The organism is Chitinophaga agrisoli, assembly GCF_008386695.1.
Taxonomy (GTDB): domain Bacteria; phylum Bacteroidota; class Bacteroidia; order Chitinophagales; family Chitinophagaceae; genus Chitinophaga; species Chitinophaga agrisoli.
In genome coordinates, this window is record NZ_VUOC01000004.1 from 117,626 (window position 1) to 137,455 (window position 19,830).

Below are 19,830 nucleotides of genomic sequence, written 5' to 3' on the forward strand. Positions count from 1 at the left end.
CATCAGAATGCAAAAAAGATCGTTCGTTACCGTTATTTTAGTATTGTCAGCTACCCTGGCGCTACCCCAGGAACGTTTGGACTCCGCCATCCGTAAGGATACCCTTCTCCACAGGGATACGGTGATCCGCAGGCACAGTTTTTTCCCGCTGCCGGCAGCCGCTTACTCACAGGAGAAAGGGCTGGAACTGGGCGCGGTGATCCTGTATTCTTTTTACACAGATAATAAGAACCCGGATCCGCTGACCCGTAACTCTACCATCAACCTGATCCCCTCCTTTACCACCAAAAGCCAGTATAAGATAGACCTGAAAACGGATATCTGGACACATGCAAACGGCTGGCATTTTAAGGGTAATCTGCGTTATCACGACTTCCCCATTTATTTCTTTGGGCTGGGTGACGAGACGCGGAAGGCCGATGAATCCTTATTGAATAATAAACGCTATAAAGCACAGTTTGAAGGGGAGCGGCGCATTACCGGTAATTTCTACGCCGGCCTGTCAGTGATGTATCAGCATGATACCTACGACTCCAAGGATAGTAAAGGCATTTACCCGGGCGCGCAGCTGGTGGATAAAGAAGGCGGTTATGTGACCCTGCTGGGCGCTACCGCTATCTTTGATAACCGGGATAACCAGAACTATACCACCCATGGCATGTGGTGGCGGTTTAATCTGTCATACGCCCCAACGGGCCTTAGCAAACATGAAATGTGGAAGTTTGATCTCCAGGGCCGTCAATTCTTTGCTATCTCCCGCAAAAGCACCATCGGCTTAAACTTTAACTTTAATTCTGTGCAGGGCAGCAATATCCCGTTCTATCTCTTGCCGGAACTGGGCAGTGACCTGCTGATGCGCGGTTATTATGCCGGCCGTTACCGCGGCCAGAACTACCTGGCGGGGCAGGCGGAGTACCGCTATTTCCTGGATCCGAAGATCCCGATTAATATCTGGTTTGTACATATGCAGCCTAAGTTTGCGCTGGCAGCTTTTGGCGGCGCCGGCGCCGTGTTTCCCAACAGCGGGTTTACGAGCTTTAAGCCTAACTATGGTTTAGGCGTACGCTGGTTCTATGATGAAAGCGCCCGTTTGACCGTGCGTATTGATTATGGATGGGGTGAGAAAAGGCCGGGAGAACAAAGGCAATCTGGATTGTATCTGTCGTTGGCGGAGGCGTTTTAAGATATTTGGACGATTGGAGGATGAGCGTTAATAACCGCTGCTAAGACCGTATTTAATTTGTTTATTTATAGAAAGCTCCCAAAAGTTAAACACTTTTGGGAGCTTTTCATTTTGATCAAGCGTTAGTTGCCCGTACTTCCTTAAACAGATAATTCAACAGCGGCATAGAAGCTTTGCCCGTTACCCGTATACTTTCCCCGTTTACATGGCCATTGGCCGCAGAGCCTAAGTACAGGATCAGGGAAGCCACATCCTCCGGCAGCGTGATACGCCCGGTGGGGTATGCCTTGCTGAGGGTTTCATGCGTTTGTGCCGGGAAGAACTTTTTTGCTCTTTCTGTCAGCGTCCAGCTGGGCAGCACGTTGTTTGACAGGATGTTAAATGCGGCATATTCCTCTACCAGGTTAGCGATAAAACCTACATACGCTGCCTTTAACGTGCTATAGGGGCCGGAGCCTTTCATACTATCCGTGGAAAGATCGCTGGAGATATTGACGATACGTCCCCAGCCACGACTACGCATAAACGGCACCACCAGCCTGGTGAGTTTTACCGTACCTAAAAGGTTGATGTTGATCATTTCCTGCCAGGCCTCCCAGGGCTGCTCTTCCAGGTTTTTACCCCGGTTGGAAGGATCGCCCCATACTACCGCATTATTGACCAGCACATCTATGCCACCCCATTGCCGGGAGATCTGTGACACGGCCAGTTCCAGGCTGCCGGGCGCGGCGAGGTCCATTTCCACGGCCATGGCTTTACCACCACCGGCTTCTATAAGCTGTACTATTTCGTTGGCTGCTTCCCGGCTATGACAATAGCTGATGGCTACCTGTGCGCCAGGCTCTTTGCCATAGGCCAATGCGGTAGCACGGCCAATGCCTTTGCTGCCACCGGTAATAAAGATTGTTTTACCCTGTAATCCCAGATCCATATGTGATTGATTTAGGGGCAAAACTAGGGCAGGGGAGGGAGGAGGAATTGTACGGGAACGACAGGGGGGAGGTTAATTGTCAGGCATTACCGCATCAACCGGCCAGTCCTGCCGGCCCGCAGGCCACAAATTTACCCGGACGCACACCGGAGAACTGTTTGAACTCGCGCGAGAAATGCGCCTGGTCGTAATAATTAGCGGTATACCCCACATCCGTAAGCCGCCATTTTGGGTGGTCGACCATCAAGGATTTAGCGCGCTGGAAACGGCAGATGCGTATATAGGTTTGCATATCCAGGCCAATGAGCTGTTTAAAACGGCGCTCTGTTTGCCGCCAGCTAAGATTGCTTAACTGCTTTAAACGGGGAAAAACAATGCTTTCATTTTCAATCTTTAACCAGCTGGCCAGGTGGATCACCAGTTCATCTGCCGGTAAGACCTGCCGGAAACGTTGTAATAGGAATTGCTCCAGTATGGTAATACGTTGGTTAGCATCTGTTTGCTCGTGTAACTGTTCATATAATGCGGTTGTACCCGCGCCCCAGATAAGCTCCGGCGTTACCCGCTGATTTGTAAACGCATAGACGGGAACAGCTGTAAAACGGCTTAAGCCGGCCGGCGATAAACGTATCAGCAGGCTATCCGGACCGCCCTGATGCGGCCTGGAAATATACGGCTGGTCCTGTATACCACTAACGGCCGTACGAAAACATGTGCTTCCGTCAGATACAGTGTTATTAAAATGAAAAACCATATTGGCGCCAGCACGGGGCAGGATCTGCTTGACGGGCATGCTGCTATCGCCGCTAACCTGGTAATATTCTTCAATAAACGGCGCCAGTAATGGATGCACCGGTTTGTATCTGTGATAATTGAGCATGTTAACGCAAAGCTACGGTATCCTGCTTTAATTGGTATGCCTGCGTAGCCTGTTATGCTGCTTTGGTTGATCACTGCAAGTCCGACCAGTCAAACGCGGCATTGGCTGCCGGAGAAACAGATTGCTGCATGATCGCATGCAGGGCTTTTACACGGTCCGGATACCGGGCTGCCAGGTTGTGCTTTTCTCCTATATCCTGGCTGATGTTATACAGCTCCAGTATTTCCGGTTGGCCTTTGGTCTTAAAACGCACCAGTTTCCAGTTCCCTTGTAGTACCGCTTGTCTGAGCTGTCCTTCGTTGAACTGCCAGAACAGGTGATCATGTTGCTGTGTTTGCGGCGCGCCATGGATGGCGGGTAAAAAAGAGTACCCATCTATGTTAGCCGGAGTAGCAGCACCGGAGAGATTGCAAAGCGTAGGCAGTACATCCCAGAAAGCCCATACCTGGTTGCTGGTACGGCCAGCGGGCACTTTACCCGGCGCCCGTACGATCATGGGCACACGGATACCGCCTTCGTACACATCGCGCTTAATACCCCGTAAAGGGCCGCTGCTGTTGAAATATTCCGGATCAGCGCCGCCTTCTTTATGCGGGCCATTATCGCTGGTAAAGAATACATAGGTGTTCTCATCCAGCCCCAGTTCCTTCAGCAGCTGCATAAGCCGGCCTACATCGGCGTCCAGTTTGGTGACCATGGCCGCAAAGGCGGCATGGGGTTGTGCCTGGCTATGATAAGAGTTTTTACCCTTTTGTACAAAGGGCGTTTCCGGTTGCAGCTTACTGGTACCGTCCGCATTCAGGAAAGGCTGCATGTATTTTTGGGGCAGCAGCAGTTCTGCATGGGGAATGGTTACCGGCAGGAACAGGAAGAATGGGCCGTTTTTGTGTTCGCGTACAAAATCCAATGCATGGTCCATGATCAGGTCATGGCTGTATTGGGAGTCTGTGGCTACTTGTTTCAGCTGTTTATCCCTGAGCTCAAAAAGATGATCCGTAAAATAATAGTGTGCATGCGTTTGGTTCAGGTAACCATAGAAATCGCTAAAGCCTTTGAACTGGGGTGCGCCTTCATCGTTTTCTTCGCCCAGGCCCCATTTGCCAAACATGCCGGTAGCATATCCTTTGGCCTGCAGCTGCTGCGCCAGGGTTGTATCCTGCGGGCGCAGGTGCTGGGCGGCGTTGCCGCGTATATAGGCGTGTCCCATATGGTAACCCGTCATCAGCGCGCAGCGGGAGGGGGCGCAGACCGGGCTGCCGGCATAGAATTGCGTAAAACGGGTGCCTTGCTGCGCCAGCCGGTCAATATTGGGTGTGCGGATGCGGCTTTGCGGGTTGAAGCAGGAAACATTGCCATAGCCCAGGTCATCCGCAATGATAAAGATGATATTCGCAGGTGGGTGGCTGTTGGCCGATTGTGCAGCCGCCGGAACTACGCTGGCAAATAAGGCTAGCATCAGCAGCCATAAAGTGTGGAATTTTCTTTGCATGCAATTTAGTTTATAGCAGACATGTAGTCCACTAACCCAGTAGACAAACATACAGATTAAATTCCTGAATTTTTAGCGGTTATCTGGTAACTCCGTAGGATCGTATCCGTAAAATCACCTACAGGTTTAACATGCCTCGTTATTAGGCTAACGCACTTCAAGTAAAAGTTTAATAAACCTATTCCTTATCGCGGGTTAACCGTGCTTCCAGGAAAGGTTTCAACAGGTCTACCGGTACCGGAAAGATGGTGGTGGAATTGTTCTCCGTAGCAATCTCCCGGAGGGTCTGCAGGTAACGCAGGGTTAGCGCGCTGGGGTGCGCCCCTAAAATGGTCGCGGCGTCTGCCAGTCTTTGAGAGGCCTGGAATTCGCCTTCTGCGGCAATCACTTTGGAACGCCGTTCGCGTTCCGCTTCCGCTTGCCGGGCCATGGCGCGCTGCATTTCCTGTGGCAGATCGATCTGTTTGACCTCTACATTGGAAACCTTTACGCCCCATGGCTCCGTGTGTGCGTCGATGATCTGCTGCAGCTTCTGGTTGATCTTTTCCCGCTGGGAGAGCAGGTCATCCAGCTCTGACTGCCCCAGTACGCTGCGCAGGGTGGTCTGTGACAGCTGGGAGGTGGCCATCAGGAAATTCTCTACCTCCACCACGGCCTTATTGGGCTGTATAACGCGGAAATACACGACGGCGTTCACTTTTATGGACACATTATCCTGTGTGATAACGTCCTGCGGCGGCACATCCATCACCACGGTGCGTAAGCTCACCCGCACCATTTTATCAATAAGCGGTATGAGCAGGATGAGGCCCGGGCCCCGCACGCCATTGGCGGTGGTCAGGCGGCCCAGCCGGAAAACAACCGCCCGTTCGTATTCCCGCAGTATGCGGATGGCATTGCCCAGGATAAGAACGGCAAAAACGATGATCACGATCATCCATACAGAGAATGGTCCCATAAGTATATGCTTTATTTGAGTGTTCAGCTATTTAACGGCTCTACGAGTACCGTAAGGTCCCGTACGGCCACTACCCGCACTTTTTCTCCCTGGAGGATAGCCCTGCCCGTGGCATTGGCGCGCCAGATCTCCCCATGTACCCGAACGGACCCTACGGGGTTCAGCAGCTCCAGGGATTCGCCTATTTCGCCGGTCATCCCTTCTACACCGGTGGTAGGTTTGGCCCGCAACGCCCGTATGCCCAGCCCCAGGATAAACAGGAAAAAGAGCGCAGACACCGTTACGGCTGCAATGATCACGCTACGCGAGATCCGCACGGTCTCCAGGGCGGCGTCTGAACGGATCAGCATCAGGGAACCTAACAGGAGGGAAATAACGCCGCCAATGGCCAGTATGCCATGGCTGACGATCTTTATCTCCAGCAGGAACAGCACAATGGCAAAGATGATCAGTGCCAGCCCGGCATAGTTGATGGGAAGCGTATGCATGGAGTAAAAAGCGAGGATCAGGCTTATAACGCCCACAATACCAGGCAGTATGGCCCCTGGATTATACAGTTCAAACAAGATGCCGTACATGCCCAGCAGTAACAGGAGATAGGCCACATTGGGATCGCTGATGAGGTCCAGGAGCCGCTCCATAAAGCTCATTTCCAGCACCTGTACGTTAGCGTTGCGGGTGTGCAAGGTAACCGTACCAGCCGGCAGGGCGATGGTCTTACCATCCAGCTGGCGCAGCAATTCGGGCGTATTGGCCGCCACCAGGTCAATAACCTTCTTTTGCAGGGCTTCATTTTCGGTGATGGAAAGGCTGCGGCGCACCGCATCTTCGGCCCACTGGAAGTTTCGCTGGCGTTTCTCCGCAATGGAGCGGATGAACGCGGCCGCGTCGTTGGTGGTTTTCTCGCTCATAACGGAATCCATTTTGCCCTGCATATCCACGGGGTGCGCGGCGCCGATATTGGTGCCAGGGGCCATAGCCGCCACATGAGCCGCCATGGTGATAAAAACGCCTGCAGAGCCGGCGTGGGCGCCGCCAGGATACACATATACGATCACCGGCACCGGAGCGGCCAGGAGATCGCTGACAATGACGCGGGTAGATTTGAGCAGGCCGCCAGGCGTGTTCAGCTGTATAAGCAGGCAGGCGGCTTTTTCCCGGGCCGCTTTTTCAATGCCTTCATGGATGAAAGCGGCGGAAACGGGATTTATGCTGCCATCAATTTTTATCGCGATCACTTGCTGCGCAAAAAGAACGGATGGAGAGATAAATAAACAGCAACAGAAGATAACAAACGGCTTCATAAAACTGCTGGATTGATGAAGCGGCTACGGAGCTGCGTATAGAATTGCGTGTCAGACTAGTTACTGTAAGTTACGTAAAAGCCGGGAAAGATGTGCAATAAGCAGGTTTTGCAAACGAATTAAGGCTCAATATTTTATGTATTATATATCGATCATAATTTACATTATGTTAAATAGCATAAAGGAGAAATTAGGATGGGTATCCCCTGGCTGTATGTTGTTGATCTAAATTTCCGCGATAATTTTCGTAACTTCCTGCTACACAAAATAACAGCGTATGTTATTCCTTGATCTGCTTTTTACGATCGCAAACGAATTGCTTAAGAGAGTCATGAAGCGAAAAACAGTTGCCTGAAACCGGGCAACCTGTAAAAATATAAGCGGGCATTTTATCCTTATAAAGGATTGAATGCCCGCTTTTTTGCGTTTGTTTCTCCTGTTTTACTTCATCTTATCACGCAGCACCTTCATAAAATATCCCCCTACCACGCTCCTGGCCTGGAAACCTACCATTTTCCCGTCCGTAGTCTCGTGCCAGTCAGATAACGGCACCCTGGATGTAGTTTCGGTAGCATATTTGTATATCGGGCTCACCAGCGCGTCAAAATCCGCTTTATTCTCTGCCATGGCGGCTGTCCACATGATCCAGTCGGATTTGGTGTAGGTCTTGCGGCTATCCAGCGGCAGGCCAAATGGCTGCTGGTGCGCCAGGTAAAATTTCATTTCTGTGTCGTATACCTTGGCGGGGAACAGTCCCAGGTGCAATACTTTGTCCCATACCATATTGTATTTCTGGCTCCAGGTATCTTTGTTGTCAAATACCAGCGCATAATGGTCGCCAGCGTCATCTTTTTCTATCCAGTTCTGGGCCATCTCAGCAGCCATTTTCTTGTATTTGCTGGCAGCGTCTTTCTGTCCCAGCATTTCCGCCATCTGGGCGTATGCGCCTATGGCTACAATGGCTTTTACAGAAAGGTTGGCGTTGTGCGCCAGGTGGCCTGCAAAATCATCGGTACAAAGCTGGTTACCGGGGTCAAAACCGGCTTCCGCCAGGTAATTGGTCCAGGTGGTAAGCACTTGCCAATGCTTGCGGGCATAGGCCGGGCTTTTTTCTGCTTTTACAATAGCGGCTGCGAGGATGATCATGTTACCGCACTCCTCTACCGGCATGTCTTCGCCGTAAGTTTGGCCGTTGGCCAGCGGGTACGTGCCCAGGTCATGAGCTGCAAACGGCTTTTGCCATTTACCGCTTTCGCTATAGTAAAAGATCCCGTTCAGCATACCTTTCAGCAGTTCTGGATTATAAACCAGGTACATGGGCGCTGAAGGATAAGTCACATCCACGGTGTTGATAGAGCCATTGCTGAAATTCTCTTTAGACAGCCAAAGCAGGTCACCCTGTGGGCTTTTTACCAGGTGATGCGCAGCAATGCTCTGGCGGTAAGCCATCACGCATAAACGGGCGTACTGCTCTCCTCCTGACTTCAAAGCGTCATTATAGATCTGCGCATCTGTTTTACCACAGGTGCGTAATACGCTGGCATAGTTGCGGGATGCTTTGGCCAGCATACCTTCCATTGTGGCGCCGGGCGTATTACGCCACCAGGGCCGCAGGTTGGTATGGAAATACTGAATAGCGTACTGGTCGTCATAACCCACCATCAGGTAGCGGGATACCGTATCACGGCCTACTTTACCCAGCGTCAGTATGGTGTTCAGCATCAGCTGTTTACCGGTGCTGCCAGTATCGCCGGCAGGTTTGTTAAGGAATGAAGGGATGGCGGCATCTTCCTGTGTAATATATTGCTGTACAGCCCCAGGCGCTGCCACATACATATAGCCCCAGTCTATGCGGATGTTATCCCCTTTCTTTTGCAGTACGGGTTGTTCCGTAGTACCTGCTTTTAGGATCTTTAAGCCGCTGTTGCTATAGGCGGAAGCATGCACTTCCTGCGTAGGCTGGTTCACGGCAATATCTGTACTGGCGCCTTGGTAAACGATTACGTTGTGGGGCTGCGCATCAGCGGAGCTGGCCTGGTAAGTAATATAAGATACCGGAGACGACAGCAGCGCCAGGTCATTCAGTATCAGCGGAGAGGTAAAACTAACGCGTAGGTTCACCGGTCCGCAATTAAAAGTGTAGATGGTTTGGGTAGCCGTTACCGTTACACCGGTCTGTTCTGCTGTTTTTACGGCGGCATCTGTTGGGCGCTCTGCTTCTTCCATTAAACCTGCATCCAGCCAGGAGCCGCCGCCTGTATTGCGGCAATGCATGGCCAGCACATTCTCCCCGGCTACTAATTTGTTCTTAGCGTCGTCTGAGAGGGTTATCATCTGGTAATCGCCATTGGCGCCGCCTTCACGGGCAATGCGCTGGCCGTTCAGAAATACCTGTACGCCATCGTCGTGGTATACTTTCAGCACCAGCCGTCCCTGGGGCACACTGGCCAGCTTGAACTTACGGCGGATCCAGAGGTCTTTGCCGGTCCAGGGTGTGCCTGCTTTAGCCCGGTCATCGCCAAAAGGCGCAGCGCCGGTCTTCCAGTTACTATCATCAAAAGAAGCCTGCTCCCAGCCAGCTGGCGGGGCTGTCTCCATCTGGTATTGACAGGTATAGGGCTGCTCATCTCCTGCCGCCAGCAAGGGCTTATACAGCGGAGCCGGTTTGCCCATAAAACGGTAGTATCCGTCATCCACCTTTACAAGACCCAGTAATGATTGTGAGCGGCCGGTCCAGTGCCGGGTACCGGAAGCGTTTAATGCATCGGTATTGGACCAGATGCTGAAATACGTGTGATGTGTAATAAGCGGGTAAGCCGGCAGTTTGTCCTGCGAGTGCGCCACATTTCCCAGCGCCATAGCTGTTACCAGACCGGTGGCCTGGCAACACAGTTTTTTGAATAGTCCTTTCATGAAATAAATACGTGGTTATTACTTAATTATGGTTTCACCTGATGAGCGGATAAGATACGGCGTTATTTATTTAATGCCGCTTTTTTCCGGGTTTTGGGAAAACCTGGTGGGTATTCGCCCATTGCCGCCACAGGCTATCCAGCTGCTGTACTTTCTCCGGGTGCTGCGCAGCCAGGTCCTGGGTTTCTGTTCTGTCGGCAGCCAGGTTATACAGATGCCAGGTGCTGTCATTGCTAAGGGAAACCAGCTTCCACGCTCCTAACCTGGCGTAACGCGCGCCAAAATGCTCATTAAAAAGCGCTTCATGGCCCGGCGTTTCCCGGCCGCTGAAGGAAGGCAGCAGGCTAATACCTGTAGTGGGCGTTACCGGGCGGCCATTATACTCCTTAGGATAAGTAGCGCCCGCCAGCTCCGCAAAAGTGCTCATGAAATCCATTACATGGCCTACATGAGGGCTAAAACCGCCTTTTTTAGCGGTAATACCTTTGGGCCAGAAAGCTATCAGGGGCGTGTGTACGCCGCCTTCATAGGATTCTGCTTTCCAGTACTGATAGGGCGTATTGGCTACATTTGCCCAGCGCTGGCCAATGGAGGAATACGTGGTTTCCGGGCCAGGCATGGCCTGCTTCTGTGTGGCGTACACGATCTTACGCCCGTCGCGGGTTTCGCTGGGACGGTCAAAACCGGGGCCGTAAGCGGCGCAATTCTCTGCGCTGGCGCCATTATCGGACAGGAACAGGATCAGCGTATTATCCAGCTGGCCGTTTTGTTTCAGCGCATTAATGATGCGGCCAATGCCCTGGTCCATCCGGTCGATCATAGCGGCGTGTACGGCCATGGCCATAGCGTCCCATTCTTTGGTGGGGTTGTCTTCCCAGCGCAGGTCATCTTTCCAGCGTTTAGATAGCTTTGTCTTGGCCGGGTCTATCAGGCCCAGTTTCACCATACGTTGATAACGGGCTTCCCGGGTCGCCTCCCAGCCTCCTTTGTAAGTATCCTTGTATTTGGCTATGTCTTCCGGCAGCGCCTGTAAAGGCCAATGCGGCGCATTCTCCGCCACGTACAGGAAAAAAGGCTGGGATGACTGAGCGTATCCGTTAATGTAAGCCACAGCCGTATCGTTGATCGCATCTGTATGGTAATAATTGGCCGGCACCTCCCTGATGGGCGTAGTACCGCTTACCAGGCTAAAAGGATCGTAAAAGTCTACCACGCCCCAGATGGTGCCAAAGAATTTCTCAAATCCACGGCTGGTAGGATACTGGCTGATGGGTGAAAACTCGTTGTAAAACTTATGATGGTTCAGCCAATCCAGCTGATCCTGCTGGCTGCCCTGGCCGTTAGTATTGGACACGTGCCATTTGCCTGACATAGCGGTATGATAACCTGCGGTCTTAAGTACTTCCGCCAGCGTTACCGCATTCTCCGTAATATGGCCCCGGTAACCGGGTTCATCTTCCGCATCCGTCATTTTGCCGATACCAGCCTGCTGGTTATATAAACCTGTGAGCAGCGAGGCCCTGGTGGGGCAGCAACGGGAGGTGTTATAAAACTGCGTGTACCGGATGCCGTTACCAGCCAGCCAGTCTATATTGGGCGTATGTACTTCCCCGCCATAACAGCCCAGGTCAGAAAAGCCCATATCATCCGCCAGAATAACGATGATATTAGGACGTTTGGGCCTGGCCGGCGGCGGCGCAGGGTTGTTACGCCGGAAAGCGCTTAACGCTACCAGCGAAACGCCGCTTAATAATAACAAGGCAATAAAAATGGGTTGTTTCTTCATATACGTCATATGGTTTCCGTTACCAATTAGGATTCTGTACCAGGTTCTTGTTCAGGATGATCTCCTGCTGTGGAATGGGCCAAAGATAATCGCGCTGTGGATTAAATGAGCGGATAAAGCTGTTATTGACCACCGTGGTCAATACGCCGTTCTTTACATAGGTCATTCCTTTTATAGGGCCGGGATAAATGGTTTCCGCCGTTTTCCAGCGCCGGATATCAGTGGTATGGAGGCCTTCAAAGGCCAGTTCCACGGTGCGCTCATGCCGTACCGCCGCTCTCAGCTGAGTTTGGGATAAGCCGGTGGCCAGCGGCGGCATATTTACATCCGGGCGTTGCCTTACCTGGTTAATGGCGTCGTATACGCTCTGGTCCAGCTGGTTCTGTTCAATTTTTGCCTCTGCATAGGTGAGCAGCACTTCCGGGTAGCGGATCACGATAATATTGATACCACAGTTGCCTGGCGTGCCCAGGTCTTCCGGGTTGATGTATTTACGTACGTTAAAACCCGTGGTGGTGGCCCAAAGGTTACCGCCGCCAATAGCGTCCGCAGTGCCGCTGCCTGGTGTGGAATTATAGACCTTACCGTTTACAAGCGTATCGCCGGGCGCATATATGGAGTAATGCAGCCGGGGATCGCGGTTATCATACGGTTTGTAGGGATCAAAGCCGCTGGCGGGATCTGTGATGGGTTTACCGTTGGCCATTTCATATTCATCCGCCATCTGTTTGGTAGGCACTACCTGCGGCACGGCAGATGCCAGGGAGGCCGGCGCCATAGAGGAAAAGATGGTATTGGAATAGATGTCTTTGGCAAACTCCTTATCCATGATCACTTCACTGTTATTCTCTGCAGCATAGCTGAATAGCTGTTTATAAGCCGGATACAGCGTGTACACATTCAGGTCCATTACCGCTTTGGCGGCGGTGGCAGCCTCCGCATAACGGCCTGCATACAGCATGGCGCGTGCTTTCAGCGCCAGGGCGGCCCCTTTTGTGATGCGGCCCTTGTCTGCCTGTGTATTGGGCAGCAAAGGCGCGGCTATATCCAGTTCGTTGGCGATAAAGTCATAGATAGCGCCTGCATCTGTACGGCTTAATTGCACGCCTTCATCAATGGTAATACCGGTGGTGGTAAGCGGCACTGCGCCAAACCAGCCTACCAGGCGCAGGTAATAATAAGCGCGTAAGGTCCGCACCTCTCCTTTGCGGCTGTTTACCAACGAGGCATTGCTCACGGTGATCTTGTCTACATTATCCAGGAAATAATTAGCCGCGCGGATACCCCTGTAGCAGTTAGTATACACATCTGCAAAGCGGCCATTCTGCGCATCGGCTACGCCCTGGTCTACGGGGGCGTATTCTGTACCGGTGGTATTGAAATGGCCTATATCAGACAAGCCATCCCAGAATACGATATTAATACCATCCAGATAGGTATACACGGCGGTGGCGGCATTGGTTGCATCTGCATCTGTTTTCCAGTAGATCTCTGAAGAGATCCTGTCTGTGGGCGGCGTTTTGAGCAGGTCCGGACGGCAGGATGCCAGCGCGGCCAGGCCCAGTATAAATAAAGCAACGCGATATATATGATTGGTATTCACAGCTTCTTCATTTAATCAGTTAGAAATTAACATTAGCGCCTAAAGTGTATACCCTGGTCTGCGGGTAATAATCAGCGCGGCCTGTCGGGAATTCCGGGTCTATGCCCCATTCATTGGCTTTTGAAATGGTAAAGAGGTTAGCCCCGGCCAGGTATACCCTGGCTTTTTTGATTTTGATCCTGTCTGTAAGGGATTTGGGCAGCGTATACCCTAATTGCAGTGATTTTACGCGGATATAACCGGTGTGGATCACCCAGAAATCAGAGATCTGGGCATTCTTATCCGTGAATTTCTGCGGACGGGCAAAACGGGCGTCTGTATGCTCCGGCGTCCAGTAATCCTTCTCAATATCGATCACAAAACCCTGGTTATTGCCGGCATCCGCAAAAGCGCCGGAGATACGGGCATCCTGTTTCAGTGCGCCCTGCAGGAATAGATACAGGTCAAAATTGCCATACTGGAAATTGGAAGTGAGGCCAAACGTGTAGTGCGGGAACGGATCGCCGATCATGGTGCGGTCATCCGCCGTGATCTTATGATCACCGGTCAGGTCTACATACTTGATATCACCGGGGAAAGTGTTGGTATCGTACTTGGCGGATTTTGCCACATCATCAGCATCCTTATACAAACCATCTGTCTTAAAGCCCCAGAGCACGCCTATCGGCAGGCCCGTCTTATTCGCATACAGGCCATCATTGGGCGAGCCGGTGATGTATGGGCCTGTGCCTTTCAGGTCTACGATACGGTTAATGTTGTTAGAGATATTGAAATTAAACGCGTAGTGCAGCTTGTGCGACATATCCCGGTAATTAAGCCCTAGCTCCCACCCTTTATTGGATACCACGCCAGCATTTTGTACCGGCGGGTTAAGGCCCACAGCCCCCGGTATGGCCAGGCTTAATAAGATCCCGGAGGTTTGTTTATCGTAGTAGTCAAATACAACATCCAGTTTGTTATTCAGGACGGTAGCGTCAAAACCCAGGTCCGTCTGGCGGGTGGTTTCCCATTTAATATCCCGGTTGGCATAGTTCTGTAATGAGTAGCCCGTAGCAGCATTGCCGCCAAACACGTAGTTCAGCGTATTCAGGGCTTCATAAAAGCTATATGCATTCACTGTTTGATTACCGGTGTTGCCATATGAGCCCCGCAGTTTAAACTCCGGGATGATGTTGGCCAGCGGCTGCCAGAATTTTTCCCGTGATATACGCCAGCCTGCGGAAAACGAAGGGAAAAAGCTGTACAGGTTATCTCCGGTAAAATTGGAAGAACCATCGTAACGGCCATTGATCTCCAGCAGGTATTTATCATCAAAATTGTAGTTCAACCGGCCAAAATAGGAACGCAGCCCGGACTCCAGGTCCCTGCCGGTATTATCCCTGGAAGATGCTGCGCCTGCGGATAAGGCCTGTATATCGTTACTATAAAACGTGTTGCGGAAACCGGTCAGCGTATCGCCGCGGGTATAGATCTGCGAGTAGCCGCCCAAGATCCCGAAATTATGCTTGCCCCACTGCTGCTTATATTCCAGCAGGCTGTTAATGGTTTCCTGGAAATTATTATTCCGGTTTTCATTCAGCTGGTTGGTGGCAACCGTTTTGGTACGGGAAGGGTTGTTCTCATCCACAACGGCGTAGGTATCGCGGAATGTTTTCACCCTTTCTGCCGCGCTCACAATGGCATATTGGGTAGAGAATTTGAGCCCCTTCAGGATATTCCATTCGCCGCGCAGGTTGGCGGAGAAGGTATTAAACCAATCATTGTTATAACCGGATAAGTCGCGGTTCACCAGGGGATTATTGCCCTGGGCGCTGAGGCCATAACCGCCATCCGGGTAACGGGGCGTTACAAACTGCGCGCCGTGCAGGGTGTTATAAAATACGTTGTAGGCATCCTGTGGCGCAGTGGTATATAACATACGGTAGTTACCATCTGCGCTGAACCGGAATTTATCAGAGGGCGTAAAATCTGTGTTCAGGCGGATCTCACGGGCATCATTGCTGAAATTGTCCGTGATACCATCCTGTTTCATATAACGTACGGTAGCCAGTGCTTTGAACTGTTTGCTGCCGCCGCTTACAGAAAAGTTGTTGTTAAACTGTGGCGCCGCGCGGTACAGCACATTGTAAAAATCATTGGCCAGTGGATATTTGATCCGGTCCGGGCTATTGACATAGGTCTTAATATAGTCCTCTGTATAAGGTGCGGCCTGGCCGGCATTCACATAGGCCACATTTTGCTGGCGCATGTAATCCTCCGTGCTCATGGCAGTGGGATGGTTGCCCAGTTGCTGCAATGCCGCATACCCGTTGTAGGAAACGTTCAGCTGGCCTTCTTTCGCCCGTTTGGTGGTAACCAGTATTACGCCCGTAGCCGCCCTGGAGCCGTATATGGAGGTAGCCGCCGCATCTTTTAACACAGATACAGACTCAATATCGTCCGGGTTAATATTATTGATGCCCTGCTCAATACCATCCACCAGCACCAGCGGGTTATTGCCGCTTAAGGTGGTGATACCGCGGATGCGCGCCGTTACATTAGCCCTGCCGGGCGCACCGCCCTGGTCCTGGATGGTGAGGCCGGGGGTTAAACCCTGGAAAGCCTGTACAGAGTTATTCACCGGCCGGCGGGAAATATCTTCTGCCTGTATTACGCTTACGGCGCTGGTGAGGCTTACTTTCTTCTGGGTGCCATAACCCACTACCACCACCATATCCTTGAGCATTTTGATATCTTCTTTCAGGACGATGGTAAACTCAGTCTGACCGGCCAGGGGTATTTCCTGGGTCACGTAACCGGAATAGGATACGATCAGCACCGCATGTTCATCCACGCCCTGGATACTGAAATGGCCGTTTGCGTCCGCCTGGGCCCCTTTTTGCGCATCTTTAATGCGAACGGTGGCGCCGATCAGTGGCTGCCCTTTGGCGTCTGTAACCCGTCCGCTGATATTTACCGGCGGCGGTAGCCTGTCCGGCTGTTGCGCAGGCGCTGGTTGTGGCGTAATGATGATCAGCTGATCCCTGATCTCGTAGGACAGCCGCTGTTTGCTGCAGATCTCCCCCAGCACGGCGCTGAGCTCCTGGTCCGTAGCCTGGATGGTGACCGGCCCGGTATGCTGTAGCACGTCTTTATCAAAGATGAAATAGTAGCCGGTCTGCTTCCTTATTTCATTCAGGATTGTCTTCAGATCACTGTTCTGCCGGTGGATCGTTACTTTCTGCGCATAGGTAGATGCGCTTACCTGTAATGTAGCTGCCAGTAATATGACCCCAGTTAGTTTCATTGACAGTAAAAAATTTCGTACGGATGATGATTGCTGAGCTGTAGCGTAGCCGCCACTGCCGCACATGGCAGTAGCCTTACAAAGTACCTTTTGTTTCATACTTTTGTACCGTTTATTGGTTTGCATGATGATAGATCAGGTACCGGCCGGTACCTGTGTGGAATTTTTCCTGCATAGCCAGAACATGGAACTTACCGGGCGCAATCCGGTAGGTTCCTCTTTTTATGAGGAATAGCGGTGGTGAGTGTTACTTTTTCACAACGTTAGCATAGCGTGTTTTTTAGTGAATAACCTGGTTAGTTATTTATTGGTGGTGGTGGTGCACGGTAATAACATTGTCCTTTACAGTAAAGGATACCTTCCTGGTGGACGCCAGCATATTCAATACCGTATTCACATCGCTGCTGCGCGGCAATACGCCGGTAAATACAGCATCCGGCTTCCCTCCTTCATACACGATCCTGGCGTCATACCATCGCCTTAGCTGGCTCATGGCGTTTTCAATGTCTGTATCATCAAACAGGAACAGCCCTTGTTTCCAGGCCATTACTGCGTCTATATTGGCCGGTTTTATCAACATAGCTGCGCCTTCCTGGTTAGGAACGGCCGCCTGCTGCCCGGGTTGTATACGTTGTATGTCTTTGCCATGGCTTACCTGCACCGCGCCTTCCAGCAGGGTGATCTCCTGTACGCCGGCATCCGGGTAGGCCATTACATTAAAATGGGTGCCCAGCACGGATACTTCCGTATGGCCGGTGGCTACGAAGAACGGCATGCGGCTCACCACGCCATTGAGGGCGCGGTTTATTTTGGCCACTTCAAAATAAGCTTCCCCGGTTAGCTCCACCTTACGCGCCGCTCCGCTGAACACTGTAGGAAAAGTGAGTGACGATGCGGCATTGAGCCATACTTTGGTGCCATCCGGTAAGGTGATCTGGTATTGACCGCCTTTAGGGGTAGTAATGATATTCAACGCTTTTGCGGAGGTATCGCTACCTGCCGCCGGCTCGTAAATAAGGGAGCCGTCCTTTGCTTTCTTTACCTGTGTGCTTCCTTCCATAGCCAGTACGCCATTGGCCGCGCTATCCAACACAATGGTATTGCCATTGGCCAGTTGCAGGATGGCCCGGTTGCCGCCGGGGATCAGTGGCTGTTGTTTTGCTAGCTGTGGTGTGTGGGTGATAGTATCCGGCCGCAGGCGGTAATACCAGGCGCCGGCCGCTATCAGCAGTAATACGGCGGCCGCCGCCCAGGTAATGATCTTATAGCGTTTACGGGAGGCGGCCACGGTAAGCGCCGGCGCCTGTATACGCGTATCCTGTTCATTAACAGGGCGTTCCTGCGCCAGGATCTGCGTAAATACCTGGTCCGCCTTTTCAGGCGCCAGCTTTGCATCCGGCGTAAACTGTTGCCAGAGGTCTTCCAGCATAACGCGCAAAGGCTCGTCCAGCGCCGGCTGCTGTAATAGGTCCTGCAGCTCCGCTATTTCCTCCGGCGTTGCCGTGCGGTCAAACCATTGTTGCAGCAGATATTTTAACCTGGATGTTGACATATCAGAATAAGCCCTCTGTTTATAATGACAAATAACTGAACGGAAAAAAGTAGTCTGTGTAAAAAATATTTTTGCCGGGCGCCTCAGGCATGCAGGGACCAGGTAACCAGGCCCAGGATCAGTATTACCTCTAAATTGTATTGCAGCGCGCTTCTGAGGGATTGGGTAGCCAGGCTCAGGTGTTTTTTTACAGTGCCAATGGAAATATTGAGGCGGTTGGCAATATCCTCATGCGGCAGGCCCTGGAAATGGCTAAGGGTAAATACCAGCTTTTGCTGAGAGGGTAGTTTCTCCAGCTCACGGTTCAGCTGTTCGCGCAGCACTTTGAATTGTATGGCGTGCTCGGTATCCTCTGCGAATGTTTTTTGTCCGGCCGTTAGCTGGTCCAGGATATCCCGCCTGTAGGCGATCTTTTTGGTGAGATTGAAAGCGTGGTTACGGGCGATGGTAAACAGGTAGGCGTCGAAATTGCGCACGGCAGGCAGGCTGCCCCTGTCGGTCCAGATCCTGAGAAAAGTATCCTGTACTATATCTTCGGCGGTCTCGCTACTGCTGCTTAACCGTAACATATAGGCAAACAGCTTGTCCCGGCGCGTATCAAACAGATACCGGAAGGCCATTTCATTGCCTGCTGCTACCTGCAATAACAGATCTGCCTCTGATAGCATGCTGTACATGTAAGAAGGATTTAAACCATGATCAAGACAAAGACAAATGTATAAAAACGGCGTAATTAACAATATCCCCCAAAGGTATTAATAGGTATGCCGGAGGACGCTGCCCGTTTACAGTGTCTTCCGGCATACTTCACATACAGGTATAATAATTGTTATTTATCCGGCAGCACGGCGCCTTTCTCCACCCACTCTCTCACCTTTGCCGCAAATTCGCCGTGTTCCAGCGGCGGGCGGGTGCCATAGGTAAAGCTATGCAACACAAGCGGGTCTTTCTCTACATGTTCTATAATCTGGTGTATGGAGGCAAAGCCGGTGAACCTGGCATTTTTAAAGCTGGCCGCCAGTTCGCGCGGGCTTTTCCCCTGGAAGACCATGGGCCGGTCTTCCGGCGGAAGGCGCCAGGTAGGCAGTCCGGGCGGCATATGTTCTCCCGGCAGGTTGGCATCCTGGTGACAGTTCTTACATTTCAGGGCATAGAGCCCCCTGCCGTCCGGTCCCCGGCGCACCCCCTGGGTATGCAGATGGCTATCATCCCCCTGGAGGGGTACATTACCTGCAGGATGGCAGTTCATACAGCGCGGGCTCATAAATACGTGGTAAGCGGATTCAAAAGCGGCTTTTGATTCCGCTTCGCGACGCAGGGCCATTTCGCGGGTCTCACCAGGGCGTATAGCGGTAGGCTCTCCCGGAATGCCCAGTATCGACAGGCCCGTTCCCGCGAGGAACAGGATAGCTAGTATCCATTTGCGTGGTCGTATGCGAAGATTGACATGTTTCATAGATCATGGGTTTAAGGTTGTACAGCAGCAGCGGATGTCTTTAGTGTAACCGCCATGTGAATGGCGCTGCGTATGCGTTGGTAAGTCCCGCAGCGGCAGATATTCCCGGTCATGGCGTTATCAATATCCCGGTCTGTGGGATGGGCATTATCCCGGAGCAGGATGGCGGCAGCCATGATCTGGCCGGACTGGCAATACCCGCATTGCGGCACATCCACTTCCGTCCAGGCTTCCTGCAGGGGTTTAGCCAGGGAGTCATCCAGCCCTTCTATGGTAACAATCTTTTTACCAACGGCCCTGGATACAGGCGCTACACAGGAGCGGATAGCTTCTCCATCCAGATGGATGGTACAGGCCCCGCACTGGGCGGCGCCACAGCCAAATTTAGTGCCCGTAAGCCCCAGCTTATCCCGTAGCACCCAAAGGATGGGCATATCTGCGGGCGCGTCTACTTCATATGTTTTACCGTTAACGGTCAATTGTATCATA

14 protein-coding genes are annotated in these 19,830 nt (G+C 51.9%); 1 reads left to right on the plus strand and 13 read right to left on the minus strand.

Features of this window, described 5'->3' with window-relative positions; all coding sequences use genetic code 11:
* The first annotated feature begins 7 nt into the window (after positions 1-7).
* Complete coding sequence (locus F0L74_RS19805; RefSeq protein ID WP_149839653.1) at positions 8-1,183, plus strand: BamA/TamA family outer membrane protein; 1,176 nt, start codon at positions 8-10, stop codon at positions 1,181-1,183.
* Positions 1,184-1,298: 115 nt separating this feature from the next.
* On the opposite strand, the gene F0L74_RS19810 is transcribed toward F0L74_RS19805, so the two are convergent.
* The 13 genes from F0L74_RS19810 to F0L74_RS19870 form a co-directional block, all read right to left on the minus strand.
* The gene (locus F0L74_RS19810) at positions 1,299-2,114 is read right to left on the minus strand and encodes an SDR family NAD(P)-dependent oxidoreductase (RefSeq protein ID WP_149839654.1); all 816 of its coding nucleotides are present in this window, start codon (positions 2,112-2,114) and stop codon (positions 1,299-1,301) included.
* 94 nt (positions 2,115-2,208) lie between these two features.
* Positions 2,209-2,994, minus strand: coding sequence for a helix-turn-helix domain-containing protein (locus F0L74_RS19815; protein ID WP_149839655.1), 786 nt, complete (start codon positions 2,992-2,994; stop codon positions 2,209-2,211).
* 70 nt (positions 2,995-3,064) lie between these two features.
* A complete protein-coding gene (locus F0L74_RS19820) occupies positions 3,065-4,483 on the minus strand; it encodes an arylsulfatase (protein ID WP_149839656.1) in 1,419 nt (472 codons plus the stop codon).
* A gap of 178 nt (positions 4,484-4,661) precedes the next feature.
* Positions 4,662-5,441: a slipin family protein gene (locus F0L74_RS19825; RefSeq protein WP_149839657.1), complete on the minus strand. Its 780-nt coding sequence runs from the start codon at positions 5,439-5,441 to the stop codon at positions 4,662-4,664.
* A gap of 23 nt (positions 5,442-5,464) precedes the next feature.
* On the minus strand, positions 5,465-6,745 hold the full coding sequence (locus tag F0L74_RS19830; RefSeq protein WP_149839658.1) for an NfeD family protein: 1,281 nt from the start codon (positions 6,743-6,745) through the stop codon (positions 5,465-5,467).
* A gap of 441 nt (positions 6,746-7,186) precedes the next feature.
* Complete coding sequence (locus F0L74_RS19835; RefSeq protein ID WP_246197773.1) at positions 7,187-9,658, minus strand: glutaminase family protein; 2,472 nt, start codon at positions 9,656-9,658, stop codon at positions 7,187-7,189.
* Positions 9,659-9,728: 70 nt separating this feature from the next.
* The gene (locus tag F0L74_RS19840) at positions 9,729-11,444 is read right to left on the minus strand and encodes an arylsulfatase (RefSeq protein ID WP_149839659.1); all 1,716 of its coding nucleotides are present in this window, start codon (positions 11,442-11,444) and stop codon (positions 9,729-9,731) included.
* 19 nt (positions 11,445-11,463) lie between these two features.
* Positions 11,464-13,047 (minus strand): RagB/SusD family nutrient uptake outer membrane protein, encoded by a 1,584-nt coding sequence (locus F0L74_RS19845; RefSeq protein WP_149839660.1) that lies wholly within the window; start codon positions 13,045-13,047, stop codon positions 11,464-11,466.
* A 19-nt stretch (positions 13,048-13,066) separates the two neighbouring features.
* On the minus strand, positions 13,067-16,432 hold the full coding sequence (locus F0L74_RS19850; RefSeq protein WP_188316079.1) for a SusC/RagA family TonB-linked outer membrane protein: 3,366 nt from the start codon (positions 16,430-16,432) through the stop codon (positions 13,067-13,069).
* 205 nt (positions 16,433-16,637) lie between these two features.
* Positions 16,638-17,885 (minus strand): FecR family protein, encoded by a 1,248-nt coding sequence (locus F0L74_RS19855; protein ID WP_149839662.1) that lies wholly within the window; start codon positions 17,883-17,885, stop codon positions 16,638-16,640.
* Between the two features lie 83 nt (positions 17,886-17,968).
* Positions 17,969-18,562: an RNA polymerase sigma factor gene (locus F0L74_RS19860; protein ID WP_149839663.1), complete on the minus strand. Its 594-nt coding sequence runs from the start codon at positions 18,560-18,562 to the stop codon at positions 17,969-17,971.
* A 152-nt stretch (positions 18,563-18,714) separates the two neighbouring features.
* Positions 18,715-19,341 (minus strand): hypothetical protein, encoded by a 627-nt coding sequence (locus tag F0L74_RS33330; protein ID WP_188316080.1) that lies wholly within the window; start codon positions 19,339-19,341, stop codon positions 18,715-18,717.
* Between the two features lie 11 nt (positions 19,342-19,352).
* On the minus strand, positions 19,353-19,829 hold the full coding sequence (locus tag F0L74_RS19870) for a (2Fe-2S)-binding protein (RefSeq protein ID WP_149839664.1): 477 nt from the start codon (positions 19,827-19,829) through the stop codon (positions 19,353-19,355).
* Position 19,830 lies beyond the last annotated feature (1 nt).

Bases quoted from the DNA above. Each gene is read 5' to 3' on its own strand.
- F0L74_RS19805 (WP_149839653.1), top strand. From the start codon at position 8: ATGCAAAAAAGATCGTTCGTTACCGTTATTTTAGTATTGTCAGCTACC.
- F0L74_RS19810 (WP_149839654.1), bottom strand. From the start codon at position 2,114: ATGGATCTGGGATTACAGGGTAAAACAATCTTTATTACCGGTGGCAGC.
- F0L74_RS19815 (WP_149839655.1), bottom strand. From the start codon at position 2,994: ATGCTCAATTATCACAGATACAAACCGGTGCATCCATTACTGGCGCCG.
- F0L74_RS19820 (WP_149839656.1), bottom strand. From the start codon at position 4,483: ATGCAAAGAAAATTCCACACTTTATGGCTGCTGATGCTAGCCTTATTT.
- F0L74_RS19825 (WP_149839657.1), bottom strand. From the start codon at position 5,441: ATGGGACCATTCTCTGTATGGATGATCGTGATCATCGTTTTTGCCGTT.
- F0L74_RS19830 (WP_149839658.1), bottom strand. From the start codon at position 6,745: ATGAAGCCGTTTGTTATCTTCTGTTGCTGTTTATTTATCTCTCCATCC.
- F0L74_RS19835 (WP_246197773.1), bottom strand. From the start codon at position 9,658: ATGAAAGGACTATTCAAAAAACTGTGTTGCCAGGCCACCGGTCTGGTA.
- F0L74_RS19840 (WP_149839659.1), bottom strand. From the start codon at position 11,444: ATGAAGAAACAACCCATTTTTATTGCCTTGTTATTATTAAGCGGCGTT.
- F0L74_RS19850 (WP_188316079.1), bottom strand. From the start codon at position 16,432: ATGAAACAAAAGGTACTTTGTAAGGCTACTGCCATGTGCGGCAGTGGC.
- F0L74_RS19855 (WP_149839662.1), bottom strand. From the start codon at position 17,885: ATGTCAACATCCAGGTTAAAATATCTGCTGCAACAATGGTTTGACCGC.
- F0L74_RS19860 (WP_149839663.1), bottom strand. From the start codon at position 18,562: ATGTACAGCATGCTATCAGAGGCAGATCTGTTATTGCAGGTAGCAGCA.
- F0L74_RS33330 (WP_188316080.1), bottom strand. From the start codon at position 19,341: ATGAAACATGTCAATCTTCGCATACGACCACGCAAATGGATACTAGCT.
- F0L74_RS19870 (WP_149839664.1), bottom strand. From the start codon at position 19,829: ATGATACAATTGACCGTTAACGGTAAAACATATGAAGTAGACGCGCCC.